Source organism: Rhizobium sp. LjRoot30 (assembly GCF_964253915.1).
Taxonomy (GTDB): domain Bacteria; phylum Pseudomonadota; class Alphaproteobacteria; order Rhizobiales; family Rhizobiaceae; genus Metarhizobium.
The window spans coordinates 721,237-746,079 of the sequence record NZ_CAXUSG020000001.1; the positions used below are offsets into that span (position 1 = coordinate 721,237).

The window sequence follows — 24,843 nt, forward strand, 5'->3', positions numbered from 1 at the left end:
CTCAGTCCCTCAGAATCTGCGCGACGTCGTCGCTCAATTCGATGCCGACCGTCTCGCCCTTCTCGAAGCCGCAGGGACCGCTGCGGGCGTTCTGCTGGCGCACCATGAACGGCGTGCCGTCGTCCAGGACGACATGCAGATGGGTGTCCGTGCCGAGATAAACGATGTCGTGGATGGTGCCGCGCAGCGCAGACGTTGCCGAAACCGGCGTGGCCTTTGCATGCTCTGGACGGATCACCACCGTCACCTTGCCGCTCGGCGTGGTGTTGGCCGGGAAGCTTGCCGGAATTTCGGCGCCGGAGGTAAGGCGTACGCGCGCCCAGTCACCGGAGACGGACACCACATCGGCGGTGAGGAAATTGGTCTCGCCGATGAAGTCGGCGACGAAACGCTCGGCCGGGCGGTCGTAGATTTCCCAGGGCGAACCGATCTGGCGCACCTGGCCTTCCGACATCACGGCGATGCGGTCGGACATGGTCAGCGCTTCTTCCTGGTCGTGGGTGACGAACACGAAGGTGATGCCGGTTTCCATCTGCAGCCGCTTCAGTTCGATCTGCATCGACTTGCGCAGCTTGAGGTCGAGCGCCGACAGCGGTTCGTCGAGCAGCAACACCTTCGGCTGCGGTGCCAGCGCGCGGGCAAGCGCGACGCGCTGCTGCTGGCCACCGGAAAGCTGGGTGACGAGGTTCTTCTCGCGTCCATCCAGGCGCACGAGGCGGATCATATCCGCGACCGTCTTCTCGATTTCCGCCTTCGGACGCCCGAGCATCTTCAGCCCGAAGCCGATATTGTCGGCAACGGACATATGCGGGAAGAGCGCATAGTTCTGGAAGACGGTGTTGATCGGGCGCTGGTTGGGCGGCAGCGAGGCGATCTCGGCGCCATCGAGCAGGATACTGCCCTTCGTCGGCATCTCGAAGCCGGCGATCATGCGCAGAAGCGTCGTCTTTCCGCAGCCGGACGGCCCGAGAAGCGTGAAGAATTCATTGGAAGCGATCTTGAGCGTCACATCGTTCACGGCCCGGAAATGTCCGAAGTCCTTGACGATATTCTGCATGGCAATCTCACCGCCGCGGGTTTTCCCAGCAGGCTGATTTCCCATCCATTCCCCCTGTTTTGCGCCGGATGAACTGTTGGGCGGTCGTCCGGCTTGGCCGATCCTCTGTTGACAGATTGTTATCCGGCTCTACACTCGTGTTGAATTTGATCATATGAAATCATGGTTTGATCAAATTGGAAAGGGTTATTTTTTGTGCATGGCGGAATTTTGATCAAAAAGATGACAGGCTCAGTCTAGCATGGCAAGAGCCGAATGCGGTGGAAATTCCTGCATCGGCGCCTGTTATTTCGGAGGGGAGATGGGCTCCCGTTGGGGGAAAAGAGAATGTGGGCGTCCGAGGACAGATTGTCTTCCGAATCCGTCAAGCAGTGGGTGTATCGCAGCCTGAGGCACGCCATCATGACGGGTGGTTTTCCGCCGGGGCAGCCGGTGACGATCCATGGCATCGCCGACATGCTTGCCGTCAGCGCCATGCCGGTACGTGAGGCTTTGCACCGTCTTGTGGCGGATGGTGCCCTGGAACACCTCGACAACAGGCGGGTGCGGGTGCCCGACATGAATCCCAGCAAATTCGACGAGATCATCGCCGCCCGCATCGCGCTTGAAACCATCGCTGCCGAGCGCGCCTTGCCGCATATCGATTATCTTCGGCTGGCGCGCCTGCAGCAGATCGACATGGAAATCGACGAAGCCTATTCCGCCGGCAACATCGAACTGGGCATCGAGCGGAATTTTGCCTTCCACCGGTGTCTCTACGAGGTGCATTCATCCACAGTTTTGGTGCCGCTGATCGAATCGATCTGGCTGCGGCTCGGCCCCTTCATGCGCGAGGCCACCGAAAACCTGCACGAAAGCTATCGTGTCGATCGGCATGCCGAGGCACTGGATGCCATCCGCAACAAGAATGCCGAAGCCCTGAAGCTGGCCATTACCGCCGATATCCAGGACGGCGCCGGCCATCTCGGCCGGACGCGTTTCCTCGAAGTCGAGGCGCAGGCCGCTGTGCTGCGCGAGTAACGGCAGCCATCGCGATCAGGCGCGCCGCCGCAGCAAAAAGATCAGGAAGGGGGCGCCGACGAGCGCCGAAACCAGGCCTGCGGGCATCTGGTAGGGAAAGGCCATCATGCGTCCGCCCCAATCCGCCAGCACCATCAGGCCGCCGCCGGCAAGGGCGGCGCCGAGAAGCTGCGGCAATGCCCGCGTCAGCCCGGCTTCCCGCGCCAGATGCGGCGCCATCAGCCCGACGAAACTCAACGGACCGACCACCAGCGTCGCCGCGGCGCTGAGCATGGCGGCGAGAAGGAAAAGCAGGCCGCGTGCCAGAGATACCGGTATGCCGAGTTCGCGTGCGGCAACAGCACCCAGCGGCAGCAGGTCGAGCCAGCGCCGCGTGGCCAGCGCCAGCAGAATGAAAACCGCGGCGAGCACACACACCGTCGTCGCACTGGCGGCATCGACGCTGTAGGTGGAGCCGCCCATCCAGCGGATCAGCGTCAGCGCCCGCGGATCGCCGCTTGCCGCCAGCACGCCGATGAAGGCATCCAGCATGGCGCCGAGCGCGATACCGGCGAGCAGGACCCGTTCGGGCGCAAAGCCGGACCGCATGCCGAGAACGAAGATGATGGCGATGATGACGATGGCGCCGGTCGCCGCAAAGCCGATCTGCACGCCAAGCGCCGGCGAGAGGAAAACGAACAGCGAGATCGCAACGCCGATCGTCGCGCCGGCGCTGACGCCAAGCACTTCGGGGCTTGCCATGTCGTTGTTGGTCAGCCGTTGCAAGATCGTCCCGGCCACCGCCAGCATGGCGCCGGCGGCAAGCGCCGCAAACACCCGCGGCGCTCGCATGGGTAGAACGGCATCCCATTCCGCAGCGCCGAGCCAGCTCCAGCGCCCATCCGGCGTGCGGCCGAAAAACAGCGCGACGGCGACCAGCACGGCAAAGAAGGCAAAGACCAAAAGCAGGTTACGCGACGAGGGCGTGATCAGCGGCGGCAGCGGCTTGCGCGCCTCCGGCACGCTGCGATGCATCGCCTTCAGCCGCGGCAACAAGAGCAGGAGCAGCGGCGAGCCGAAGACGGCGGTGACTGCGCCTGTGGGCAGAAAATCCGAGACCACGCCCGCCATCGCCTTCACCGCCTCATCGGTGAACCACAGCAGGGCGGCGCCGATCAGCGGCGACCACAGAAGCTGGCTAGACACGCGCCGTGCCCCGGCCAGCCGGGCGATCGCCGGCGCGACCAGGCCGATGAAACCGATGACGCCGACGGCACTGACCACGAAACCGGCCAATCCCACGGCGACAGCCACCGCCGCCAGTCGCAGCTGCGACACCGACAGGCCGAGTGCACCTGCACTGTTTTCGCCGACCTCCAGCAGGCCCAGCGGCCGTGCCATGGCGACGGCCAGCACGGTGAGCAGGCCGATGCGCGGCAACAGGCCGAACGGGATATCCCAGCTCTGCTGCGCCAGCGAGCCGGCGCCCCAGATAAACAGGCTGACCATGTAGCGGTCGTTGAGCAGGATGAGGATCGAGGAAAACGCCCCGCACCACAGGCTGACAACCAGCCCCGACAGCACCAGCGAGAACGGTGAAAAACCCCGGCGCGCGCCGAGCGCAAAGATCAGCGCCGTTGCCGCCGCGCTGCCGGCAAGCGCGACGAGATCGCGGCCGATGTCGATCAGCGCCGGCGCAAACAAGACGGCAAGCGACAGGGCAAGGCTGGCACCGGCGGAAACGCCGAGCGTCGTCGGCGAGGCAAGCGGGTTGCGCAGCACCTGCTGGAACAGCGTGCCCGACAGCGCCAGCGCCGCGCCGCAGATCAGCGCCGTGACCAGACGCGGCAGCGTCGAATAGAGAAGCAGCATGCGCGCCGGATCGTAGTCCGCCGGCGCATTGCCCCAGGCCGCCAGCGACGGTGCGGCATTGTTCCAGGCCAGCATCGCCGCGGCCGCAGCCAGCAGCAACACGACGGCCGGCGCGCCAAAACCGCCCGAAGGCAGGGAAAGCGACCGCGCCGTCATGCAAGTTTCTCCAGGTGTTCGGTCAGCAGGCGAGCGAACCGTCGTGCCTCTTCCACCATGCCGAACAACAGCACCGCCGGCATGGTCGAGACCCGTTTCTGTCGCACGAAGGGCAGGCTCTGCCACAGGGTGCTACGTTCCAATGCTGTCGGCACGTCCGGCGGCAACGGTTCCATCACCACCAGGCGTGTCCTCTCCGCCTGCAGCCGCCCCAGTTCCTCGATGCCGATGGTCTGGAAACCCCACATGTTCGTTTCCGCCGTCCAGGCATTCTCGATGCCGATACGCTGCATGACGCTGTGGTAAAGACCCGGCCGCCCGTGGATGCGCGCGTGCCGCCGGTCGGTAAAACTCACCACCGCGATCGGCCCGGGCCGCAGCTTGCGAATGCGCGCGGCGCAATCGTCAAACAGCGCCTCGGCTTCGGCAAGCAGCGCCGTTGCCTGTTGCTGGCGCCCGAGGATATCGCCGAGTTTCACCGTCTCGGTGATCGCCCGCTCCAGTGCATCGCCGCCGGTGCCATAGACATCGATGCTGACGATCGGGGCGATCGGTTCGAGTTTTGGCGTCAGGAAGGCGAGGAAAGGGGTCGTCAGGATCAGCTCCGGCTTCATGCCGGCAAGAATTTCGAGATTGACCTCCCAGGCGCTGCCGAGATCGACGACCTCGGGCGGCATGGCCGGCTCGACCACCCATTTCTGCCAGCCATCGAGCGAAGCGACCGCCGCTGGCACGGTGCCGAACTTCAGCATTGTCGAGGCAATGCCATATTCCAGCGCGACGACGGGGCCAGCCGGCGCCGGCGCAGCCGATGCCAGCCGCGGCAGCAGCAGTCCGCCCGCCAGCCCGCCAAGCAGCCCGCGCCGCGTAAGGCCCACCGGCCGCAACCGGGTCTCAGACGACATAGGCAAGCGGCGTTTTCAACACCGGATGTTCGGTCACGTCCATGTCGATACCATAGATATCCTTCAGCGTATCGGCATTGAGCAGCGATTGCGGAGCGCCGGCGGCGATCAGCCGCCCGGCCTTCAATGCATGGATATGATCGCAGAAACGCGCCGCCATGTTGATGTCGTGCAGCACGATCACCACGCTCAGCCCCTTGCTGTGCGACAATTGCCGGATCAGCGACAACACCTCGATCTGATGGGCGATGTCGAGTGCCGAGGTCGGTTCGTCGAGCAGCAGGCAACGGCTGTCCTGCGCCACCAGCATGGCAATCCACACGCGCTGCCGTTCACCGCCGGACAACGTATCGACCATACGATCGGCAAAACTGTCGACATGGGTGACTTTCAGCGCTTCCTCGGTCTTTTCCCGGTCCGTTTCCGAAAACCGGCCAAGCGCGCCATGCCAGGGATAACGGCCGCAGGCGACCAGTTCGCGCACCGTCATGCCCGACGCCGCCGACGTATCCTGCGGCAGATAGGCAATCGAGCGGGCAAAAGCACGCGCCGGCATCGCGGCGATATCGCTGCCATCGAAACTGACCGTGCCGGCCGTCGGCTTGATCTGTCGCGCCAGCATTTTCAGCAGCGTCGATTTGCCCGAACCGTTGTGCCCGACCAGCGCCGACATCTGCCCGGCCCGGAACGCCACATCGAGCGGGTGCACCAGTGTGCGCCCCTCGACGGAAAAACTGACGCCGCGCGTCGAAAACGCGGCTCGCGCCGGCTCGGTATCCGTCTTCAGAAGCGTGTTGTGCATCATGACCTCTCGGGACCGCGACGGTCTATCGAGGCGACTTATAAAACATGAATGTTTTCGTCAATATAATAGTGGCCGCAACCGTGTGAACAGCCGCGTTGCGATCACGGCCTGAATCGCTCCGGTGCATAGGCGGAGATATCCATCAGCGATCCTTCGCCGGTCATCGCCTCGGCCAGCAGCCTGCCGGTCACCGGTCCGAGCGTCAGCCCGTGATGAGCATGTCCGAAACCGAACCAGAGACCTGCATGGCGCGGCGCCTTGCCGATGATCGGCATCATGTCGGGCGTGCAGGGGCGGGCGCCCATCCAGGGTTCGGGATCCAGCCGTTCGCCGAGCGGGAAGATGCGGCGTGCCACGGCTTCGGCACGGTCGAGCTGCACCGGCGTTTTTGGCGCGTCGCGCCCGGTGAATTCGGCGCCGGTGGTCAGCCGGATGCCACGGTTCATCGGCGCCAGCAGGTAGCCGGTTTCCTTGTCCAGCGTCCAGTTGTTCAGCGTTGCGCCGTTCTCAGGTTTGTAGTGCATGTGATAACCGCGCTTGACGCCGAGCGGAAAACGGTAGCCGAGCCGCCGCGTCACCACCTCCGACCACGGGCCGAGCGCGACGACGGCCTCCTGCGCGGAAACGGGACCATCCGTCGTCTGCACCCGCCAGCCCGAACCATCTGCGGCCAGCGACGACGCATCGCCGGTGACGAAACGTCCGCCGAGTTTTTCGAAATAGCCGATATAGGCCAATGTCAGCGCATGCGGATCGCGCACCGACCAGGGATCGCTCCAATGCAGCCCGCCGACGAAAGGACCGTTGAGGAACGGCTCGTCACGGGCAAGATCCTGCGCCGAAAGCTGCCGATGGTGCACGCCATGGTTTTTCTGCAGCCGTTCGGCTTCGGCAAACTCGGCATCCATGGCCGCCTGGCTGCGAAAAACCTCCTGCCAGCCGTTTTTTGCGATCAGGTTACCGGCCCCGGCGGCCTCGATGAGATCGGCGTGCTCGCTGATCGAATGGGCGATCAGCGGCGCATAGGCCGCCGAAATCCGCTGGTGCCGCCCGGCATTCGAATGCCACCAGTAGCGGGCCAGGAAGGCTATCTGCGAGGGCAGGGCGCGCCAATGGAATGAGGCATCGACACGATTGTTCAGCGCATAGCGCATCAACAGGCCGAACTGCTGCGGAAAACCATAGGGCACCACACCCTCGCGCTGGATCAACCCTGCATTGCCGAAGGAGGTTTCCTCTCCGGGCATCCGCCGGTCGACCAGCACTACCTGCCGTCCGCGTCTTGCCAGATGGATGGCGGTCGACACGCCGATGATGCCCGCACCCAAGACGATGACGTCGCTTCCCATGCCAAAACCCGCACACTTTCAAAAAGACCGCCGAAAATGCCGTGGGACTGCCTCCAGCGCAAACGAAAAATCAGCTTTCCGCCACTCTTGCACCCTGAAAATCCCAAGCTTTTCATTCGGGTAGTAGATTATGCCCAGAAAAATCGAAGTTTTTTGATTTCGGCTATTTGCAAGCGCGATTTTTTTTGTTTATAAGCCGCTTCACCGAAGGCGACGCAAGCGCGCTCCAGCGTTGGGGAATAGTTCAACGGTAGAACGACGGACTCTGACTCCGTTAATCTTGGTTCGAATCCAGGTTCCCCAGCCACTTTCCTCCTAACTCATTGAAATCATTTAAGTGCGTCGCGCCACCTCAGGCGGGAAGAAGCATTTTGCTACAAACCGCTGCTACAAAGAGCGAGCGAAGCGGCGTGGCAGCTCCTTCCAATATCGTCCAGCGCGGACGCATATTTCATTTCCGACGAGCCGTTCCGGCAGATTTGCGCGACAGGCTGAAACGCCGCGAACTGGTTCGCAGCCTCGGTGCTTGCGGCCCAAGGAGCGCTCGGCTACGAGCCGATGAACTATATTGGCTCTCCGAGCAACTTTTCGAAACGGCCCGTGCAAACCCCATGCTGACCCAGGATCAACTCGCCCGCCTTGCCCAGAGTTTCTACAACCACGTCCTGGAACGGGAAGGCGCGGTGCGAGCATCCGGCATGTATCTCACTAAAGACGGCCGCGTTGCCCGAGCGAACTACTGGGGGAACGTCGCGGAGCAGGTCCGAGATTCGTTGGGCGGTAACACTCTGGATCACGGATCAGACGCAGCCCGAATGTCGGCCCGATTGGCTGGCCTGAGTTGGGATGATCTGAACGAAGCCGAGCGGCATCAATGCAAGGAAGTCGTTCACCGTGCCGGTATCGACCTCGCAGAAGCGCTGAAAGCCCGATATGAAGGCGACTTCGAGTTCGAGCCCAAGAGCAAGTTGCTTCGCCAAGCTTTGGCTGAAGTTCCCCCTACTGCCGCTCCCCTTCATCAGACGCAATCAAGGGCGCAGGCAGAGCCGCTATTTTCTACTGTCTATCCGAGCTACATCGAAGACCAGCTTCGGCGCGGCGAATGGCGTCAGCAGACAGGCAACCAAGCAGACGCCACCTATAGGCTATTCATCCAGATTTGCGGTGACAAGCCGGTAAGCCAGTATAGACGGCCGGACGCCGCCCAATTCCGCGCAACGGCGGAGCGTATGCCTTCCGACTACGGCAAGGCCGCTTCCTACAAGAATTTCACGCCCGAAGAGATCATCCGCGCCTATGAAAAGCTGCCGGTCGAGCGCAAGCCACCGCTGCTAACGCAGAAAACCATCAAGCGCCATTTCTCGGCTCTTTCTGCGATGTGGAGTGAGGCCGTGGCCACCGGCAAGGCCACGGAAAACATCTTCTCCGGCTTCAAATTCGCCGCCGTCAAAAGGGCTGTCGATGAGCGGGACCAGTGGTCCGGTACGGAACTCAAGGCGTTGTTCGGCTCCCCCGTCTGGTCGGGATGCTTGTCCGCAGGCCGTCGCTCACAGCCCGGTCAGCAAATCATCCGCGACGACAAATTCTGGATACCGCTTATAACCCTGTTAAGCGGCATGCGGCTGGAGGAAATCTGCCAGCTTCGCACCGATGATGTTCGGGAGGAAAATGGCATTTCCTTCTTCGACATCAACGACCGTCCACCGCGCCAGTTGAAGAACAAGAACGCCGTTCGGCGCGTCCCGATCCATAGCGATCTGATCCACATGGGCTTCCTGGCCTACGTCAAGACGCTTGGAAAGGGATCGCAGCCGGTGTTTCCGGCCCTGAAACCGGGCGGAGCGGACGACAAACTCGGCCATGGCTTTACAAAATGGTTCACCCGCTACCGGCAGGACATCGGCGTTTATCGCAAGAACCTCGATTTCCATTCCCTGCGGCATACTGCGACGTCCTTGATGCACCAAGCCGATGTCCCGACAAATGTCATTGATCACCTGACAGGTCACAGCACGCCTGGGGAAACCGCGCGATACACGAAGGGATCGACCTTGCAACAGCTTGCCGCCGCGATAGAGGCCATCAAGCCGGGACTTGCCCTGGCACACCTTCATAACGACCGCTGAAAATGCACCCGGAGCCCGAAACGCTCCGGGCGTAGGCAAAAATTCGGCTGGCGAAGCTGGCCGCTTCTGACTTTATCGCGAAGGGGAGAATGATCGATCCCATCGATCCAATCATTCTCTCTTCCCTCTCCCTCCATTCCCTTTCCTCTCTGCATTCCCTGATCCTTCAATCGGGAAACAAATCAAAAGCAGGGAAACCAACCGAGGAGATAAGCCCATGCCAGCCAAACGCCGCATCGACGCCACCCAGGCCATGGCCGAAGCCGAGGCCGCGCTGACCCGCGCCGGAGTCAAGTTCGTGCGCCATTCGCCATTTCATCTCAAGGTCCAAGTCTTCAATTTCTGGCCCTCGACCGGCAAGGTCAGTCGCGACGACAGCAGCAAAAAGGGCGCCAACCTTGGTCTCGCTGTCTTCATCCGGTTGTTGCGAGAGGCCGGGCTGGCCACCGCCCAGCCCATAGACGTTGTTGATGATCCTGGCGCCTTCATCGTACAGCGCCCGCCGCAAGAGCCCGGCTTCGAGACCTATTGAAATATACTTGAAAATGGGAGAGCCGCCTCAAGCGCAACCCATCTCAAATCAGACCTACCCCTCGGCCCTCGCCCCCACCTGCATCCTACGGGATGAGATCGCGCAAATAGTCACAAATGCTCGATTGGGGAAACCACTTAAACGCCTATAAACAAACAATTATTCAGACTTACCGAAACCCCTTGATCTGCCAAAAAAGAAACTGGCAGACTATGCAGCCCAAGTTACCTGCCGTAGTGGTCAGTTTCGTCACCGGTACAAGTTCAATCGGTCTACGAAATCCTGCGGATAAAGCTCACGAACGTCGCGAATCCCCCGTTCATATGCAGATTTGAACCGCTTCGGCTTTGCCGGGCGTCGATCCGCTTTCATCCAAATGTCTAGGTCGGAGCGTGCCTTGCCAGCATCAACAGCAGATACCCCTAATAGCTTCAAGTCGCCTCCAAGTTTCACCGGATCGGCATAGAACCGCTCCAGGCCACCTGGCACACCCGTTCGTCGCTGGGTTGGCCCCAAACTCTGCGAGACGCCGCACCGCTTCACGCTGACAGGACCAGGGTCTCGCCATCGGAAAGGAATGAGGTCTCCCAGGAAAACATCTCGACCATCGGGGGCATACTTAGCAGATTGGACCAGGGCCCCACGCTCGAAGCCTTTCGAAATGTAGCCGAGACGAAGAAACGTTAGCCAAGGCTGCTCCACCAAGGCACCCGTTATCCTGACCGAACCTCTTGCCACGCCACCAAACCGCCGCTCCACCCACTTCTTCAGATAGGCCTTAAACTGCCGCCTGGGATGCTCCGTGGCGGACAAACGCTTTAAGCCTGGTGGCGAGCCGCCCGGTACAAATAACGCGATGTGGGAATGGAGGCCGAGCGCAGCACTGTTCTCGTGGCAGTAGATGTATGCACACGGCCAACCTCGCTGCCCCAACCAATCCCCGATGCACTTCAGTAGCGATTGGAAGCCCTTCTTCACGTCGTTGTCACTTCGGCAATCCAAGAGCGACCATGTAATCGTGATCATCGTATCGAGCGGCAGTCCAAACTCATGAGCGAACTCGCAGGCGGAATACAATTCCGCAAACTCTGCCTCATCGATCAGCCGTGATGCCTGGTCTGATTTCGGCATAACAAGCACTTGCCGGGCCGCCCCATCAGGGTTAGTGCGAGTTTCCACAACGGTTTCAGATGGTGCACTGGCCTTCAGATAGCCGCCCCGGAGACGACCCTTCCATTTTTTCACAAAGACATGGGGCCGGTCGACGACTTCACTCGCGAACTCGGCTTGGAAAATTTCGTACTTATCATCAAGATTCGCGCCATGGATTGCCTGCAAAAGCAAGGTATGCGGTCCAAAGCCATCCGACGCGCACACCTCGTCGGCCCCAGGCCCTCCGGCTTCGTGGACCGCCCGCGCATAATCATCATTCGAAAGAAAATCGCTCCGTCTTATGCCGGAGTTTCCCATGCCAAAGGTTCCTGATTGGCCACCGCGACGCGGCTTTTTCAGCTTCTTGCTGTCCCGGCTTACTGGCATCAGATACCTATTCAATGCTCAATCGTAGCGTACTCGATTAATGTTAATTCGACCATTTCATCAACAATTCATAGCAACTTGCATCTGGCTCGTCTGAATCATCCTCGTTCATTTCAGAGATCGAGGATTTTCCTGAATGCCCCAGGCCAACGTCCATCCTACACCCTTCGACCAAGACGACGTAAACGAAACCATCCCACTCATTCCCGAAGACATCCTGCGCCAGCATCATTGCTTGGAACCCGACGCCTCAAGGTTCACCGCCGCTGCCCGCCTGCTGCAATCCCTTTGGCGGCAGGATCAGAACCTGCCGGTCGGTCGCCACCGCAGTCCGTCAGGGGAAACGCGCCAGATCGGCTCTCGTCTTACCATGTCGGCAGGCCGCGCCGGAGCCAACTTCCTCGATCCAGCCATCGCTTCGCTGGTTCGTCGTGAACTGGTCTATCGCGAGATCGGCGCACTGATCGACGCCGACCGCCTCTTCCGCAACCTGCTTTCATCCATGCCGCTGGTGTTCAATCTCTTCGGCCCGCTCAAACGCGATCTTGACCTTGCGACCCGTGTAATGCGTCTGGTCCTGCCGGGCTTCAACGGGACGGTCACAAACATCCTGTTCGAGCACAGCCCCGGACGGGGAAACCCGGCCTTTTCCGCCGACTACACCGCAGCCGACGCCCTAGTTCGCTACCGCACCGAGGATGGCCGACGCGGGTTCGTTTTCGTCGAGCAGAAATACACCGAAACCCTCCAGGAAACGACGCAGCCGACCCGGCCCCATCTCGACAGGCTTTCCGAGCAATCCGGCCTGTACAAAGACCCCAATGCTTCCAGTTTGAGGTCCAGCCCATGCCAGCAGCTATGGCGGGAACATCTGCTCGCCGCCAGCATGATCCAGCGCGGCAATTATAATGACGGACACCTCATCGTCATCGCCCCTCGCCTGAATTGGCATGTACAGAACGGGATCGCGGCCTATGCCAGCCACCTCAAGAAACCGGAACCGGGTCAGCCCACCTTCACCGGCATATTCCTTGAGCGCTTTATTGAAGCCATCGGAACCGCCGGAGAGCATGATTACGCCCAACGGCTTCATCAACGCTACGCCGATTTCGCGCGGATCGACCAGATGATCGACGCTTATCTCGACGCCGAGGATCAGGTTCGTGCCGAGGTGCTGATCGGTTCGCCGTCCGGGACGCTGGCTGGTTGAAACACAAGGCTCATTAAAAGGCCGGAACGCTGCTCCGGCCCTAGTAACTCAGTTGGGCAGGAAGCCCAACGCATAAACCTTTGGGCGAAGCTTCGTGGTTAGCGTTGCATACGCGGCCCTCAATGGATCGAAGTCGGTCAGCTCGGTGTCACCATATGCTTCGAGTGCACGTCGAATCTGATACCATCCGGCGTCTGGCCGCCCGAGCTTGTATTCGTCGCGAATTTTGCGTGGGAATTTAGTGGCATGGAAGCGCGCCCAGAGCTTCCGGCCTTCTTTGAGCACCGCTCGCCCCTCCGGCGAAAAGGACATGCCTTGCAAGTGGCGTACCAAAAAGTTGCTCTCAAATCGCCCCTTCGCGCCAACGTCGGCCTCGCTGAAGGGGATGAAGTGATTGACTAGGCTCCAGTCTTGATCGTTCCAGTGAAGGCCGTCGGCCCCGGCGGTTAAATTACTATTGTTGAACAGCATCCAGACAAGGCAGTCCGACTTGAACTCGTCGGTCAGCGGCTTGCTCGGCTGCAGGAATTGATCACGATCGTTGAGCCAAGTCGGTTTGATCAGGCGGCGGACGCTGAAAACGACAGCAGCTTGCCACAAATTGTCCGGTGTGACGTAAGTGCCGCCGCCATTCCTACCAGTATAAATGGACGAGGTAAGGACTGTCCCGGTCGAGGCGTTCTGCAGATCGTTGTTACCTGCAAACAGATATCCTAGAGCGCCCTCGCACGAGCGCTTCCTACGGGGATTTCTTGACGGCGTGAGCGCGTTCGAAAGCGGGAGTGCCAATTCTCCTCTAGCTTTGGGAGCTACGATCCACGCATTCAAGAATGTGGACGCGGGATGAACCGCAAAAGTCTTCTCATCGACCAACATTCCCGCCTTATCTAGCGCATTAGCTGTGATGTCGCCGATTTGGTCTTTTACGCTTTGGTCCCATATCAAAAAGCCGATCGGGAATTCGCCTTTCAGTTCGAAGGCGCGGCTGTGGACAACAAAGCCGCCTAGATACTTCGCTTGCCAAACCCTTCGAAATGCTTCGAAATTGGGAGCATTGACGTATTTCAACTTGCTGAACATCGCTAGCGTTGCACCGGGCAATTCCTGTCGGATGCGAATTAGGAAGTGTACGAACAATTCTTTGCTAGCGTAGCCCAAGTTCATTTCGCGCATCCACCCGTTGATGCGCGTCTTCTCCACACCGATCTTGTTCTCGTCGCCCTTGCCGATTCCAGACCCGCTCTCCGCATAAGGCGGATTAATCAGGACCAGGATCGGCTTCGCGCCCTTTTTCCCATTGCGGGCATCGTCAATCGCCTGTCTCAGCGCCTTGGGTAGCTTATTGGACAGACTGTAGTCGACCTCGCCGAAGTCGGTAACGTCGTCGTTGAGATAATCGTACTGGAAAATCTCCGCACCCGCGAAAGCCGGGTTCGATCTCATGATTGTCACGTCGGCTTGGTCGAGCGTTGACATAAACACATTGCGCAGGTTGCTGTGCTTCGCCTCGAGATTGCCCACCCCTGCACACATGTCCCAAACTATATAGCGGTCCTGCCATTTCTCTCCCAGCGTGGCACGAAGCTGATCATAGGCTTTGTCGACGATGTGCAGGGGAGTGTAATACGCACCCTTGAATTTCTGCTCATCGATGGGGAGAAGGCTATCGCGCCTTTCAAGTAGATAATGGCGGTGCTTCTGTTCGGGTGGGCGGTGATAAATCGCCCAAAAGTTGCGGTAGCCGCGATCGTTGGCCAATTCGTAAGTTTGGCCGTTCAGGAGGAACGTCGGCCCAGCAGCGGTCATCAATAGTCGCGCAGGCAGATTGTTTATCGCCTCACGCTGCCCATCATGCATAATATCGGCGAAAAACAGGACGGCGTAATCCGCCTGAGCTTTCACGCCCAGCTCCCCGCCGATCATCGAAACCCAGCGGTCGAAAACCTGCCGCAGATTATCAGGCGTGATCGCCGTACGAATGATTTGCCGCTTCTTGATCGCGTCCTTTACCGCCAAGATGAATGCGGCCTCGTCGTGCGCAATCTCATATTCAACGATGTGCGTCTGCACGTATGGCGCGATCTGAGTGCCCAACGCTTTGCCGGCGCCCGATCCGGATTTTGGCCAGACAATGCTCTTGTCGTCGAGCAACGGCAGTGCCTTCTCGGTTGGCATGATCGCCGCCTTTTCGCGGTCGATCACGGCCAAGAAAGCTGGAATCGGTTCGCCCCGCTTCTTTGCGGCACGGACATAAAACATCAGTTGCGCAAACATAACAATCGGCGGTGTCGAAACCGCCTTTGCTTCGAACCAGACTTCCTGCGTCTGAATATCGACAAGGTTCTTGGAAACACCCTTGAGTCCCAAGGCCGAAATATAGGCGTCCTTGACGTCTTCCTCCGTGCGAGCCTTGGCGAGCGTATGTGCTAGTGTCATGAAATGCGTCGCCCCCATTCGTTTCGTAATACCAAAATCGACGTTATAAAGCTTTCCGAATGATTTGCGACGTCAAAGCGGACACTCTGCTATCGACGCGATGTAGTACCCGGCGGATGTCTGCTAATCTTGTCCGCTCTCCAACAGCGGACTGTTGGCTTCCCACCCCATTCGGCTCACACACTATTCCTTCCGCCGCCCACTCCGCAGCGGCTTCGGCGGGTGATCCCCCGGCCCTGGCACCATAAAGAATTCGCTCACAGACACCGCCAGCGCCCCGGCCACCTTGTCCAACAGGTCAACGGTAGGGTTTTCCGTCTGCCGCTCCAAACCACCCAGATACGCGCGATCCACGCCAGCATCGGCGGCCAGCTTCTCTTGCGAGATGCCTTGGCCGACCCTTATCCGCCTGAGATTCCATGCGACCAGCGCCCGTCCGTTCATCAGACGAGGACAGCATTCATGTTGCCAAAGAAACCACTGGCTATAGCCACAGGAAGATTCTAGGTTGCGCCGAAACCAAGCGGAGCGAACCATAGCCAAGTTACACCCTCCCTGGTCGAACCGGAGGGGGAATGCGGGTCAGGATTCATCGCGGCACCAAGGAAATCGGCGGCTCGTGTATCGAGCTTGAGGCAGGCAGCGAAAGGCTGTTGCTCGATCTGGGCTTGCCCCTGGATGGTGACCCGGAAGATATTTCGGTTCACCCCACTATTGACGGCCTGGACGGGCAAGACTCCCTTCGGGCGCTTGTCCTGTCGCATGGCCATCTCGATCACTGGGGGCTGGCGCATCTCGCCGGTAAGGAACTGCCCGTCGCTTTGGGTGCCGCAACCCATCGCATCTTCCAGGCGGCGGCACCATTTTTGCCGCGATCTTATATCCCCGAAAACACGTTGGAGCTTCGCGACCGGACGCCCATGTCGTTCGGCCCCTTCAAGGTGACACCGTATCTGGTCGATCATTCGGCCTATGACGCCTATGCTCTGGAAGTCGAGGCGGGCGGCAAGAAGCTGTTCTATTCGGGCGACTTCCGCGCCCATGGACGCAAAGCCGCGTTGTTCGAGAAACTAGTTGCAAACCCGCCTCGCAACGTCGATCTGCTGTTGATGGAAGGTTCCACGCTGGGACGACTCGACGCCGACCACAAGTTTCCGACCGAACCCGAGATCGAGGCGCGTCTCATCGACATCTTCCGGGCAACGCCCGGCATGGCGCTGGTGGCGGCATCCGCGCAGAACATCGACCGGATGGTGAGCCTTTACCGTGCCTGCAAGCGGACTGGCCGTACCCTGGTTATCGACCTCTATGCCGCCGAAGTCCTGCGCGCTACAGGCAATGCCAACATACCGCACTCGGACTGGCCGAACATCGCCGTCTATGTGCCGCATTACCAACGTGTCCGCATCAAGCAGACCGAGCGTTTCGACCTCCTCGAACCTCACAAGGCCAACCGCATCTTCGCGGAGGATTTGAAGGCGCTCGCCCCGAAAGCCGCCTTCCTCTTTCGTCCCGCCATGCTGTCCGATCTCGACCGGGCCGAATGCCTGGATGGCGCAGTGGCCGTCTGGTCGCAATGGGACGGCTATCTGAACCAGGAAAAGGGTATGCAGGTGTCCGAGGCGCTGCATGCGCGCAGTATTCCCCTCGAACATGCCCACACCTCCGGTCATGCCAGCATTGCCGACCTCAAGCGGCTTGCCACAGCGCTGGCGCCCCGGATGCTGGTTCCGATCCATACGTTCGAACCGCACCGCTTCCCTGATCATTTCGGAACCATTGCCCAGCAGAAGAACGACGGTGAATGGTGGGAGGTCGCGGCATGACACCCTTCATAGCTCCGCACCGCGCGCTTGATCCAGCTTTCCTGGATGCGCTGGAGGAACTGGCGACCGACAGCACAGGCAACTGGTGGCGTGATGTGCTCCAGCATCCCGACCTTGTTCTCGCCGTCCGGCGCAACTCCATCAACGCCTACTATAGAGGCGCTTCCATCTTTCGTATCGGCTGGAAACCGGGCCAGGTGATCCCGTTCACCCACGCCAAATATCTTGTTCGGCCAGCGCAGACCTATGTTGCCCTGGAACGCGGTGAATTCCAATTCGACGCCCGCGACGTGCTTCAAAAGACGTATCTGGGTATGGAAACCTTGAACGAGATGTGCAGGGCCGCATCTCGGTATGCCGGCGCGGAGAAAGCCGGCCTTCATCCCATGCTCGCCGGCAATGCCGATGTGATCGATGCCGAGATCGCCCTGACGCGCCTGTCTTCGCCGGACGACGATGGCGAGGAGGAGATTGCCCCATCCGACCGAAGGCAGGATCGTATCGACGCGGCGATTGCCACCCTTGAAAACGATGTGCCGACGATCCGCTTCTACGAAGCCAAGCACTTCACCAATTCGGCCCTACGCGCCAGCGGTGACAATCTCCCCGATGTGGTTCGTCAGATCACGGATTACCATAAGGCGCTGGAAGCCTATAGGGCCGAGCTTTCGGCAGGATATGTCGAGACGGCAAGGGCGCTGCTTCGTTTCAACGACATGCGCATGCGGGCGTTCGGAGAGAGCGCCGCCCGCAGTGTTGCACCGGCGATCCGACAGATTCTCGAAACGGGCTCAGTGCCCCTTATCGACACGCTTCCCCATCTCATCATTTACGGGTTCGACAAGGCCCAGCGGGACGACCTCACCTGGGGTAAACATCTCGCCAAACTCCAGGCTGCGATACCGGGGCGGGTAAGGGCCATCGGCAATCCGACCCGGACAACTGTGTTCAATCGGTAACAGTGGGACTTTCTTGCGAATTCGGAGCAATTCAAACGAGACTGACGTGAATACGTGGGGCGGTTCATCGCCCGAGGGAGCCGCATCATGAGAAATCACGATGGGGAGCCCATGAAAGTTGTCGTCTATTTTCGTCAGGCAGGCGGAACCGTCGCCAGGACATATCCTCTCATCACCCATTGGACCGAAGACGAGGATGAACAGCCCGTTCCCCTGTTCAGCCAATTTGATACGGACGCGATGGCCGATGCGGGACCGGAAATTCTTGTCCAGCTTCACTCAGCCAATCGGTGGCTGATGGAAAAGCAGGGTGTTGTCGTCGCGTCCTTCACGGAGATGGAGGATGGATCAGGCCGCCGCCCTGCCTATGGCGCTGCCCGGAAGGCAGCGAGCCGCGAGCGAGCCGCTGTGCTGATCGCCACGACCAAGGCACTCGCTGGACAACGCTTCGCGCCCATTTCGCAAGACGGGCTGGAAGTCGTCCGTTTGGAAGACCCCGAGGAGGCCACCCGCGAAAGCTGGGCACGATCCCGGAATGTCGTGGTCTATTTTCGCGCACCCGCTGGCCCCGAGGAAGCGCAAGCCCTTCTGGAAAAGCAACGGCGAGAAATCCGCAAGATGCTGCGATCCGCCATTGTGCTGGCCGAGTTTGTGGAAACCGAGCCGCTTCCTTCGGCAGAGCACCCGCAGCTCCAGCAGGCGCTTGCGCTCTGCCGCGAGCAGAAGGCACGCCTTTTCATCGGCACGACGGATGCCATCGGAGACGGTGAGGTATTCACGCCGGATTTTACCGATGTTCCCTATGAGGTCGCCTATCGGAAAGCATATGAGTGGCCTGAGACGATCCCACTGGATCATTGCCCGTTCCCCGTCGCCCTGTATTTCGGCAAGCAATGGACGCACGGCTATGTACCGCTTTACCTTGCCAACGCCACGGAGAATGACCTCCTTGAGGTGGCGATATCCGGCATCGGCACGACCGTCATGGATCGCGAGCAAGTCGAAACCACGCCGTCGAGAAAGGCAATCGACATCGTTACACGCGGCACCGGTCGGCTGGTCGAGGCTTACGACGTCTATTTCGACGGGGACTTTCTGGTCATCTACACCGTCGAGGCGCGCTCAGGCGATGGCACCCGCTACAGCGGACGTGCCGCGACCAAAGGCATTCCCGGCAATCGCTGGCTTCGTATCGACCTCTTGAAACCGATTTCCGCCTGACCTCTTTCATCACAGGATTTTCCATGAACGCTCAGTTTTTTCAGTCCTGGCGTGGGGCTTTGCTCGTCGCCGCGGTCGTTGCTGTTGGTGTTTCCGGATACAAGGCCATCTTCGGCCCCGACACTGCAACGCGCATTGCGCAGGCCAGAATGTCCCGCCTGCTGCCAGGCGGCCAACCGACGCAGGATATGTTCAGCCGACAAGTCGCCGCTGCGCGGCCGTTCGTCAGCGCGCAGATAACGCTCGGCCAGCTTACGAACTACTTGCAGGGGCTCAACTACGAGATTGTGTGGGAGGTGGTCGACGTCGATACCTTCGTCATGCGCGCCAGCGGCAACGATGCGTTGACGCGCCGAAACGAAGAATATGCCATCCAGTTCGTGGTGCTGGACGGTCCCGTCAAGGACGGCAGGGTTATCGGTGTCTTCAATGGTCCTGCTGCCGGAATCGAGAGCATGGCCTATAATCGGGTCACGGTGTCGGACGAGGAGATCGTCCAGTTTATCCTGACGATTGTTTCCGATCTTTCACCCGTTCCGCTCCAGTAGGTCAGCCTTCATGCTCGGCAACATCATCGATCACCGAACAGACCGCAGCACCCCCGAATGCGATGCCGTCTTCGAACCCTCCGCCCATGACAATGCCAGACGTCCGAACGGGCGTCCCTGGTTCGTGCTGGAGGAGGCGGAGGCCGATCCTGCCTATTTCCATGTGCTGGATTCGGTCGACACGACGGTGCGCGAGGCCCTGCTGAAAGCCGAGCGAGACTGGCCTTTCGCCGTCACCGTCTATCTTTACGACAAGGGAGCACGACCTTTGGGATAGCAGCGCAGAGCCTCTTGCAGCGATCCAATCGACTGCTACAATTCTCAAACCATTTCCTATCGCGATGTGCTGATTTCATTGAGGTTTTCGGGCTGAAAAGCTGGCCGTGCAGGGTCCAGGTTCCCCAGCCAATTTTCTCCTAACTCATTGAAATAATTTGCAAACATCGCGCCACCTCCGGCGGGATGAAGCGCTTTGCTACAAAGGCGAGCGAAGCAGCTTGGCAATTCCGTCCAATATCGTCCTGCGCGGACGCATGTTTCATTTCCGAAGAGTCGTTCCCGCCGATTTGCGCGACAGGCTGAAACGGGCTGTCGATGAGCGGGACCAGTGGACCGATACGGAACTCACGGTTCTGTTCGGCTCTCCCGTCTGGTCGGGGTGCTCGTCTGCAGGCCGCCGTTCTCAGGCAGGGGCGCAAATCATCGGGACGATAAATTCTGGATGCCGCTCATCATCCTGTTCCACGGCATGAGGCTGGAAGAAATCTGCGAGCTTCGCACCGATGATATCCGGGAGGAAAACGACATTTCCTTCTTCGATATCAACGACCGCCCGCCGCGCCAGTTGAAGAACAAGGACGCCATTCGGGGTGTCCCGATCCACAGCGATCTCATGCGCATGGGCTTCCTCATCTACATCAAAACGCTTGCAGTCGGTGTTTCCGGCCCTGAACCCGGGCGGAGCGGACGACAAGCTCGGTCACGGCTTTGCCAAGTGGTTCACTCACGACCGGAAGGCCATCGGCGTTTATCGCAAGAACCTCGATTTCCATTCCTTGCGCCATACCGCGACGACGTCGATGCATCAGTCCGACGTTCCGACGTTCGTCGTCGATCATTGCTGCGATGCCTGGCGTAAGCCAGCCGTGGCGCATCATGTCCATCGGACGCAGAGAATGGATGAATGGGGTCTGATCAATGAGGAGCTGTATTGTTCCCCATTGCGGCATGAGGACTTTCCTCATTGTAGTATCTGCGCCAAGTCTCCGACTTTTGGCCGGCATTCGAAGGTTCAGGAACTGTCGGCCGTAGAGGCACGTGTCAGGTCACACGGCAAAAGCACCAGTCCTTGATGACGAGATTTTGGCATGAGAGATGGCGGCTACCAGCGTAGAAGATGTCGTCCGAGAACAGTGCCTGCAATCGTTATCCCGGCAATTGCGACCGTATACCACGTGGCGAGAAACAGCGGGCTGTCGTCAGGGCAATGCCAGGCATATATTGCTGCCGCAATGGTTCCCGCGGCAAACCCGACTGCGGCACCGGCAGCCGAAGGACTTTGCGGCGCGCCCTGCTTCAAGGCCCAGAAAAGGCCTGCGAAAGGCGCGATCGACAGGACTGGCACGAAGAACAGGCAGAAGAGGGCATTCCGGCCGACGAGGCTTGCCCGCCAGGCATCGGCCGGCAGCGTAAAGAGTTCCGCGATGACTGCGACGGCGACCAGCGCCGCAGGAACCACAAGCAGAAGCGCCGGGCGACGCAGTTCCTTCCCCGGCCGGCCGATGCGCATCACAAGCCGCGCGGCGAGAGCGGCGAAGGCAATTGTAATGGCAACCTTGAAAAGCACCCGCGCGGTATCGAAAACACTTGCCAAGTTGTGCCTCAATCCGACCGTCGACAGAAGCAGGATGGCCGAGACAACGACGCCCGCGCCAAGCGCAAGCGCAAGCGCGCGGCCATAGCGCATGCCGCGGGGCGCATCTTGGGTCATCAGGGTGATAAGTTCGTCCGTCTTCATATCATTCGCTCCGGTAGAGGGAGGCCAGCGATTTCAGCGCCCGGTGAAGGGCGACACGGACCGCGACCTCGGTCATCTTCAGCCGCGCCGCCGTTTCGCGAATACCTGCTCCCTCAATCGAGATCGAGCGGACGATATCGCGCTGCGGGTTCTTTAGCCGCGCCAGCATTGTTTCCGTGTCGAGCCGATCGGCGGCCTCGTGCGTTTCATCCTCCGCCTCCAGAAAGTCGGCGACATCCTCAAGCGGAACGCTGCCGTGCCGGCCACGCCGACGCAGGCTGTCGACCAGCTTGTTGCGCACGATCGTCGTCAGCCAGGGGCCGAGCGGCCTTGCCGGATCCCAGGTGCCGCGCTTGAGATGGATGGCAAGCAACACTTCCTGCACCACATCCTCCGCCTCGCTTGCCGGGGCGCTATACTGGTCGCAGCGTCGCCGCGCCATGGCGCGCAAATGCGGCGTCACCGAAACGAGGAAACGGTTATAGGCCTGCGCATCCCCCTTCATGGCGAGGCGCATCCATGCTGCCCATTCCTCTTCGCGTATCGACTGCTTCACTGTTGCTTACCTACGCAGGGAGACACGATTTTGTTACCACGCCCACGACAAGAATTTCTGAACATGTCTAAGCCAATGATCGAAAATGCTTTTTTCTCGTTTTCCCGGACATGCGGCAGCGGAGCCCGGAAAAAATCGACCGGCACCCTGTAACAAACCGCGCCTTCTTCTCCGTAGCCGTTCCTGCACAGCCAATCGCGGCTGGCTCAAAACGGAGACAGAGAATGAAGACCACGATCGCCACCCTTGCCCTTGCCGGTTCGCTCGCTTCCGCGCTTGCCGCCATAGCCACACCCGCTGCCGCCGATGACGCCAAGGAGAAGTGCTACGGCATCGCGATGAAGGGCCAGAACGACTGCGCTGCCGGCGCCGGCACGACTTGTGCCGGCACGTCGAAGATCGACTACCAGAAGAACGCTTTCAAGCTGGTTCCAACGGGCACCTGCGTGTCGATGAAGACCCCCGATGGACATGGCATGCTGGAGCAAGGCCCCGCGCCGGCCTGACGCCATCCCGCTCCACGGACGGCGCCGGCCCGGCGCCGTCGCCTCTTTTCGAGAAAGGTCTGTCATGCTTTCTTCCGCTCTTCCACATCGAGCCGGCGTCGGTTTCAAGCCCGAACATTTCTCCGCTATGCTTGTTGAACCACAACCCGTTGGCTTCCTGGAGATCCATGCGGAAAACTACATGGGTGCCGGCGGTCCGCCACACGCACAGCTCCGCAAGCTGCGCGAGGACTATGCGCTCTCCGTTCATGGGGTCGGCCTGTCCATCGGCTCCATGCAGCCACTCGACGGCGATCATCTCGCCCGGCTGAAAGCCTTGTGCGATCGTTACCAGCCGGAGAGCTTTTCCGAGCATCTTGCCTGGTCGACCCATGACGGTGTTTTCCTCAACGACCTGCTGCCGCTGCCCTACACGGAAGAAACGCTCGCCCGCGTTGCCGATCACGTCGACGAGGTGCAGGCGACGCTTGGCAGGCAGATGCTGCTTGAAAACCCCGCCACCTACCTGCTCTTCGAGGAGAGCACGATCGAGGAGACCGCCTTTCTCGCCGAGATCGTCCGACGCACCGGCTGCGGCCTTCTTCTGGATGTCAACAATGTCTTCGTCGCTGCCACGAACCACAATCTCGACCCTGACGCTTACATCAGCCGCTTCCCGCTGGAGGCCGTGCGTGAAATCCACCTTAGCGGCCATTCCGAAACGGTGGACGATCTCGGCGCTCCCCTCCTCATCGACAGTCATGACACGCCGGTGAAAGACCCTGTCTGGGCGCTCTACGAGAAGGTTCTCGGCCAAATCGGGCCAGTCGCAAGCCTTATCGAGTGGGACAACGATGTCCCCGCCTGGCCGGTGCTGCGCAAAGAGGCCGCGGCGGCGCAACGCATGCTCGATACGGCGGCACGGATGAGGGCGGCCTGAGCCATGTCGGAAGTGACGCAGTGTGCCTTTGCAGCCGGCCTCCTGACGGCCGCACCGCCTCCGGCCGATGTCGTGGCGTGGAATTCGTCCCATCCGGGCCGTCGCTACGGCGTCTATTGCAACAACGTGTCGGCCGGTCTGACGGCCGCTCTTGCCGCCCGGTTTCCCGCAGCCGAGCGGATCGTCGGGGCCGAATTCTTCCAGGCCATGGCCGAGGCCTACATTCACCTCCAGCCGCCGCGCTCTCCGCTGCTTCTGGCCTATGGCGATGATTTCCCGGATTTCGCTTCAACCTTCCAACCGGCGCTGGAGGTGGCTTATCTCGCGGATGTCATGCGCCTCGAGGCAGCACGGACACGAGCCTATCATGCGGCCGACGCCGCACCTCTCGACCCAAAGATCCTCGCGAGGATCGAACCCGATCGTCTGGCAAACATTGTCCTCCTACCCCATCCCGCGCTCTCGATCGTTTCCTCGTCCCATCCGGCGGTGACGATCTGGACGATGAATGCGGGTAAGCGCCCGGTTGCGCCGATTGCGGATTGTTGCGGTGAACACGCCTTGGTCGTTCGGCCGCGCATGATCGTCGAGGTCGTGCCGCTGCTGTCGGCCGGCGCACTCTTTTTCCGGCATCTGGCGCAAGGCCTCACATTGGCGGAAGCCGCCGGTGCGGCGGCGGCGGACGATGCCGATTTCGATCTTTCCAGCAATCTCGCAATCCTGCTCCAGGCCGGAGCCTTCACTGCTCTCAGGAAGGAGTAACCCGATGAAGATCACGACCACGCCGGATCTTTCCCCGACGCTTCCGCACCGCCTTCTCGAACAGGCGACACGGACGCTCAACCACATTCCGAACGACCTGATCGCCCTGATTGCACGGTTTTCCATAGCCGCCGTCTTCTGGCGATCCGGCCAGACCAAACTGGAAGGCTGGTCGGTTTCTGACAGCGCCGTGTATCTCTTTGAAACCGAGTACAGGCTGCCACTCATCGATCCGTGGCTTGCCGCACACCTTGCCGCCTTTGCCGAGCACATCTTCCCGTTTCTGCTGGTGATCGGCCTTGCCAGCCGGCTCTCCGCGCTGGCGCTGCTGGCGATGACGATGGTGATCGAAATCTTTGTCTATCCGGATGCCTGGCCAACGCACGGGACATGGGCCGTTTGCCTGCTTATCATCGCCGCGCGTGGGCCTGGATTGTTGTCGATCGATGCCCTCATCGCCCGAAAATCGGGTAGTCGGCACATGTATCAGACCGGCCATATGGCGCGCTGAGGGCAAGGCGCTTCATCGAGAATGCGGCCGCC

25 protein-coding genes and 1 tRNA gene are annotated in these 24,843 nt (G+C 60.3%); 14 read left to right on the forward strand and 12 right to left on the reverse strand.

The window, feature by feature from the left end; translation table 11 throughout:
• Position 1 precedes the first annotated feature (1 nt).
• Entirely contained in the window at positions 2 to 1,057 is a 1,056-nt protein-coding gene (locus ACSQ3I_RS03565; RefSeq protein WP_435996093.1) for an ABC transporter ATP-binding protein, read from the reverse strand.
• Between the two features lie 327 nt (positions 1,058 to 1,384).
• Between ACSQ3I_RS03565 and ACSQ3I_RS03570 the strand changes: the two genes are divergently transcribed.
• Positions 1,385 to 2,077 carry a GntR family transcriptional regulator gene (locus tag ACSQ3I_RS03570; protein ID WP_435996094.1) on the forward strand — a complete coding sequence of 231 codons (693 nt, stop codon included), beginning with the start codon at positions 1,385 to 1,387 and terminating at the stop codon, positions 2,075 to 2,077.
• Positions 2,078 to 2,092: 15 nt separating this feature from the next.
• On the opposite strand, the gene fhuB is transcribed toward ACSQ3I_RS03570, so the two are convergent.
• The 4 genes from fhuB to ACSQ3I_RS03590 all read right to left on the reverse strand — a co-directional run bounded on the left by fhuB (position 2,093) and on the right by ACSQ3I_RS03590 (position 7,143).
• Positions 2,093 to 4,084 (reverse strand): Fe(3+)-hydroxamate ABC transporter permease FhuB, encoded by a 1,992-nt coding sequence (gene fhuB / locus ACSQ3I_RS03575; protein WP_435996095.1) that lies wholly within the window; start codon positions 4,082 to 4,084, stop codon positions 2,093 to 2,095.
• Positions 4,081 to 4,989 (reverse strand): iron-siderophore ABC transporter substrate-binding protein, encoded by a 909-nt coding sequence (locus tag ACSQ3I_RS03580; protein WP_435996096.1) that lies wholly within the window; start codon positions 4,987 to 4,989, stop codon positions 4,081 to 4,083. Before ACSQ3I_RS03580 ends, fhuB begins: the two co-directional genes overlap by 4 nt.
• Complete coding sequence (locus ACSQ3I_RS03585; protein ID WP_435996097.1) at positions 4,979 to 5,794, reverse strand: ATP-binding cassette domain-containing protein; 816 nt, start codon at positions 5,792 to 5,794, stop codon at positions 4,979 to 4,981. The genes ACSQ3I_RS03580 and ACSQ3I_RS03585 overlap by 11 nt, the downstream gene beginning before the upstream one ends.
• Before the next feature lie 101 nt (positions 5,795 to 5,895).
• Complete coding sequence (locus ACSQ3I_RS03590) at positions 5,896 to 7,143, reverse strand: NAD(P)/FAD-dependent oxidoreductase (RefSeq protein WP_435996098.1); 1,248 nt, start codon at positions 7,141 to 7,143, stop codon at positions 5,896 to 5,898.
• 233 nt (positions 7,144 to 7,376) lie between these two features.
• Between ACSQ3I_RS03590 and ACSQ3I_RS03595 the strand changes: the two genes are divergently transcribed.
• The 3 genes from ACSQ3I_RS03595 (at position 7,377) to ACSQ3I_RS03605 (ending at position 9,801) form a co-directional block, all read left to right on the forward strand.
• Positions 7,377 to 7,450, forward strand: a tRNA-Gln gene (locus ACSQ3I_RS03595).
• A 103-nt stretch (positions 7,451 to 7,553) separates the two neighbouring features.
• Positions 7,554 to 9,269 (forward strand): tyrosine-type recombinase/integrase, encoded by a 1,716-nt coding sequence (locus ACSQ3I_RS03600; protein WP_435996099.1) that lies wholly within the window; start codon positions 7,554 to 7,556, stop codon positions 9,267 to 9,269.
• A gap of 217 nt (positions 9,270 to 9,486) precedes the next feature.
• The gene (locus ACSQ3I_RS03605; protein WP_435996100.1) at positions 9,487 to 9,801 is read left to right on the forward strand and encodes a hypothetical protein; all 315 of its coding nucleotides are present in this window, start codon (positions 9,487 to 9,489) and stop codon (positions 9,799 to 9,801) included.
• A gap of 249 nt (positions 9,802 to 10,050) precedes the next feature.
• On the opposite strand, the gene ACSQ3I_RS03610 is transcribed toward ACSQ3I_RS03605, so the two are convergent.
• On the reverse strand, positions 10,051 to 11,271 hold the full coding sequence (locus tag ACSQ3I_RS03610; protein WP_435996101.1) for a hypothetical protein: 1,221 nt from the start codon (positions 11,269 to 11,271) through the stop codon (positions 10,051 to 10,053).
• Positions 11,272 to 11,476: 205 nt separating this feature from the next.
• Between ACSQ3I_RS03610 and ACSQ3I_RS03615 the strand changes: the two genes are divergently transcribed.
• Complete coding sequence (locus ACSQ3I_RS03615) at positions 11,477 to 12,550, forward strand: PGN_0703 family putative restriction endonuclease (protein WP_435996102.1); 1,074 nt, start codon at positions 11,477 to 11,479, stop codon at positions 12,548 to 12,550.
• A gap of 48 nt (positions 12,551 to 12,598) precedes the next feature.
• Here ACSQ3I_RS03615 and ACSQ3I_RS03620 read toward each other — a convergent pair whose 3' ends face one another.
• Together ACSQ3I_RS03620 and ACSQ3I_RS03625 are read right to left on the reverse strand one after the other, a co-directional pair.
• The gene (locus ACSQ3I_RS03620) at positions 12,599 to 14,986 is read right to left on the reverse strand and encodes a hypothetical protein (RefSeq protein WP_435996103.1); all 2,388 of its coding nucleotides are present in this window, start codon (positions 14,984 to 14,986) and stop codon (positions 12,599 to 12,601) included.
• Positions 14,987 to 15,169: 183 nt separating this feature from the next.
• Positions 15,170 to 15,523: a helix-turn-helix domain-containing protein gene (locus ACSQ3I_RS03625; RefSeq protein WP_435996283.1), complete on the reverse strand. Its 354-nt coding sequence runs from the start codon at positions 15,521 to 15,523 to the stop codon at positions 15,170 to 15,172.
• Between the two features lie 38 nt (positions 15,524 to 15,561).
• Between ACSQ3I_RS03625 and ACSQ3I_RS03630 the strand changes: the two genes are divergently transcribed.
• From ACSQ3I_RS03630 to ACSQ3I_RS03650, 5 genes are read left to right on the forward strand one after another with little or no spacing between them, the layout of a single operon-like run.
• Complete coding sequence (locus tag ACSQ3I_RS03630; RefSeq protein WP_435996104.1) at positions 15,562 to 16,812, forward strand: MBL fold metallo-hydrolase; 1,251 nt, start codon at positions 15,562 to 15,564, stop codon at positions 16,810 to 16,812.
• Complete coding sequence (locus ACSQ3I_RS03635) at positions 16,809 to 17,771, forward strand: hypothetical protein (RefSeq protein ID WP_435996105.1); 963 nt, start codon at positions 16,809 to 16,811, stop codon at positions 17,769 to 17,771. The genes ACSQ3I_RS03630 and ACSQ3I_RS03635 overlap by 4 nt, the downstream gene beginning before the upstream one ends.
• A 54-nt stretch (positions 17,772 to 17,825) precedes the next feature.
• On the forward strand, positions 17,826 to 18,992 hold the full coding sequence (locus tag ACSQ3I_RS03640) for a hypothetical protein (RefSeq protein WP_435996106.1): 1,167 nt from the start codon (positions 17,826 to 17,828) through the stop codon (positions 18,990 to 18,992).
• A 23-nt stretch (positions 18,993 to 19,015) separates the two neighbouring features.
• Complete coding sequence (locus tag ACSQ3I_RS03645; protein WP_435996107.1) at positions 19,016 to 19,540, forward strand: hypothetical protein; 525 nt, start codon at positions 19,016 to 19,018, stop codon at positions 19,538 to 19,540.
• A gap of 10 nt (positions 19,541 to 19,550) precedes the next feature.
• The gene (locus tag ACSQ3I_RS03650) at positions 19,551 to 19,817 is read left to right on the forward strand and encodes a hypothetical protein (RefSeq protein ID WP_435996108.1); all 267 of its coding nucleotides are present in this window, start codon (positions 19,551 to 19,553) and stop codon (positions 19,815 to 19,817) included.
• Between the two features lie 405 nt (positions 19,818 to 20,222).
• Here the strand turns inward: ACSQ3I_RS03650 and ACSQ3I_RS03655 are convergent, their stop codons facing one another.
• From ACSQ3I_RS03655 to ACSQ3I_RS03670, 4 genes are all read right to left on the reverse strand, one after another.
• Entirely contained in the window at positions 20,223 to 20,423 is a 201-nt protein-coding gene (locus ACSQ3I_RS03655; protein WP_435996109.1) for a hypothetical protein, read from the reverse strand.
• A 34-nt stretch (positions 20,424 to 20,457) separates the two neighbouring features.
• Positions 20,458 to 20,769 (reverse strand): hypothetical protein, encoded by a 312-nt coding sequence (locus ACSQ3I_RS03660; RefSeq protein ID WP_435996110.1) that lies wholly within the window; start codon positions 20,767 to 20,769, stop codon positions 20,458 to 20,460.
• Positions 20,770 to 20,921: 152 nt separating this feature from the next.
• A complete protein-coding gene (locus tag ACSQ3I_RS03665; protein WP_435996111.1) occupies positions 20,922 to 21,557 on the reverse strand; it encodes an NrsF family protein in 636 nt (211 codons plus the stop codon).
• Position 21,558: 1 nt separating this feature from the next.
• A complete protein-coding gene (locus ACSQ3I_RS03670) occupies positions 21,559 to 22,113 on the reverse strand; it encodes a sigma-70 family RNA polymerase sigma factor (protein ID WP_435996112.1) in 555 nt (184 codons plus the stop codon).
• Between the two features lie 224 nt (positions 22,114 to 22,337).
• Between ACSQ3I_RS03670 and ACSQ3I_RS03675 the strand changes: the two genes are divergently transcribed.
• The 4 genes from ACSQ3I_RS03675 to ACSQ3I_RS03690 all read left to right on the forward strand — a co-directional run bounded on the left by ACSQ3I_RS03675 (position 22,338) and on the right by ACSQ3I_RS03690 (position 24,811).
• Positions 22,338 to 22,619: a BufA1 family periplasmic bufferin-type metallophore gene (locus tag ACSQ3I_RS03675; protein WP_435996113.1), complete on the forward strand. Its 282-nt coding sequence runs from the start codon at positions 22,338 to 22,340 to the stop codon at positions 22,617 to 22,619.
• 64 nt (positions 22,620 to 22,683) lie between these two features.
• Entirely contained in the window at positions 22,684 to 23,538 is an 855-nt protein-coding gene (bufB, locus tag ACSQ3I_RS03680; RefSeq protein ID WP_435996114.1) for an MNIO family bufferin maturase, read from the forward strand.
• A gap of 3 nt (positions 23,539 to 23,541) precedes the next feature.
• Positions 23,542 to 24,300 (forward strand): HvfC/BufC family peptide modification chaperone, encoded by a 759-nt coding sequence (locus ACSQ3I_RS03685; protein ID WP_435996115.1) that lies wholly within the window; start codon positions 23,542 to 23,544, stop codon positions 24,298 to 24,300.
• Between the two features lie 4 nt (positions 24,301 to 24,304).
• The gene (locus ACSQ3I_RS03690; protein ID WP_435996116.1) at positions 24,305 to 24,811 is read left to right on the forward strand and encodes a DoxX family protein; all 507 of its coding nucleotides are present in this window, start codon (positions 24,305 to 24,307) and stop codon (positions 24,809 to 24,811) included.
• Positions 24,812 to 24,843: the final 32 nt, after the last annotated feature.

Bases quoted from the DNA above. Each gene is read 5' to 3' on its own strand.
- ACSQ3I_RS03570 (WP_435996094.1), top strand. From the start codon at position 1,385: ATGTGGGCGTCCGAGGACAGATTGTCTTCCGAATCCGTCAAGCAGTGG.
- ACSQ3I_RS03605 (WP_435996100.1), top strand. From the start codon at position 9,487: ATGCCAGCCAAACGCCGCATCGACGCCACCCAGGCCATGGCCGAAGCC.
- ACSQ3I_RS03620 (WP_435996103.1), bottom strand. From the start codon at position 14,986: ATGACACTAGCACATACGCTCGCCAAGGCTCGCACGGAGGAAGACGTC.
- ACSQ3I_RS03625 (WP_435996283.1), bottom strand. From the start codon at position 15,523: ATGGTTCGCTCCGCTTGGTTTCGGCGCAACCTAGAATCTTCCTGTGGC.
- ACSQ3I_RS03660 (WP_435996110.1), bottom strand. From the start codon at position 20,769: ATGCCGCAATGGGGAACAATACAGCTCCTCATTGATCAGACCCCATTC.
- ACSQ3I_RS03590 (WP_435996098.1), bottom strand. From the start codon at position 7,143: ATGGGAAGCGACGTCATCGTCTTGGGTGCGGGCATCATCGGCGTGTCG.
- bufB (WP_435996114.1), top strand. From the start codon at position 22,684: ATGCTTTCTTCCGCTCTTCCACATCGAGCCGGCGTCGGTTTCAAGCCC.
- fhuB (WP_435996095.1), bottom strand. From the start codon at position 4,084: ATGACGGCGCGGTCGCTTTCCCTGCCTTCGGGCGGTTTTGGCGCGCCG.
- ACSQ3I_RS03580 (WP_435996096.1), bottom strand. From the start codon at position 4,989: ATGTCGTCTGAGACCCGGTTGCGGCCGGTGGGCCTTACGCGGCGCGGG.
- ACSQ3I_RS03645 (WP_435996107.1), top strand. From the start codon at position 19,016: ATGAACGCTCAGTTTTTTCAGTCCTGGCGTGGGGCTTTGCTCGTCGCC.
- ACSQ3I_RS03650 (WP_435996108.1), top strand. From the start codon at position 19,551: ATGCTCGGCAACATCATCGATCACCGAACAGACCGCAGCACCCCCGAA.
- ACSQ3I_RS03635 (WP_435996105.1), top strand. From the start codon at position 16,809: ATGACACCCTTCATAGCTCCGCACCGCGCGCTTGATCCAGCTTTCCTG.
- ACSQ3I_RS03610 (WP_435996101.1), bottom strand. From the start codon at position 11,271: ATGGGAAACTCCGGCATAAGACGGAGCGATTTTCTTTCGAATGATGAT.
- ACSQ3I_RS03615 (WP_435996102.1), top strand. From the start codon at position 11,477: ATGCCCCAGGCCAACGTCCATCCTACACCCTTCGACCAAGACGACGTA.
- ACSQ3I_RS03690 (WP_435996116.1), top strand. From the start codon at position 24,305: ATGAAGATCACGACCACGCCGGATCTTTCCCCGACGCTTCCGCACCGC.
- ACSQ3I_RS03565 (WP_435996093.1), bottom strand. From the start codon at position 1,057: ATGCAGAATATCGTCAAGGACTTCGGACATTTCCGGGCCGTGAACGAT.
- ACSQ3I_RS03630 (WP_435996104.1), top strand. From the start codon at position 15,562: ATGCGGGTCAGGATTCATCGCGGCACCAAGGAAATCGGCGGCTCGTGT.
- ACSQ3I_RS03685 (WP_435996115.1), top strand. From the start codon at position 23,542: ATGTCGGAAGTGACGCAGTGTGCCTTTGCAGCCGGCCTCCTGACGGCC.
- ACSQ3I_RS03665 (WP_435996111.1), bottom strand. From the start codon at position 21,557: ATGAAGACGGACGAACTTATCACCCTGATGACCCAAGATGCGCCCCGC.
- ACSQ3I_RS03675 (WP_435996113.1), top strand. From the start codon at position 22,338: ATGAAGACCACGATCGCCACCCTTGCCCTTGCCGGTTCGCTCGCTTCC.
- ACSQ3I_RS03585 (WP_435996097.1), bottom strand. From the start codon at position 5,794: ATGATGCACAACACGCTTCTGAAGACGGATACCGAGCCGGCGCGAGCC.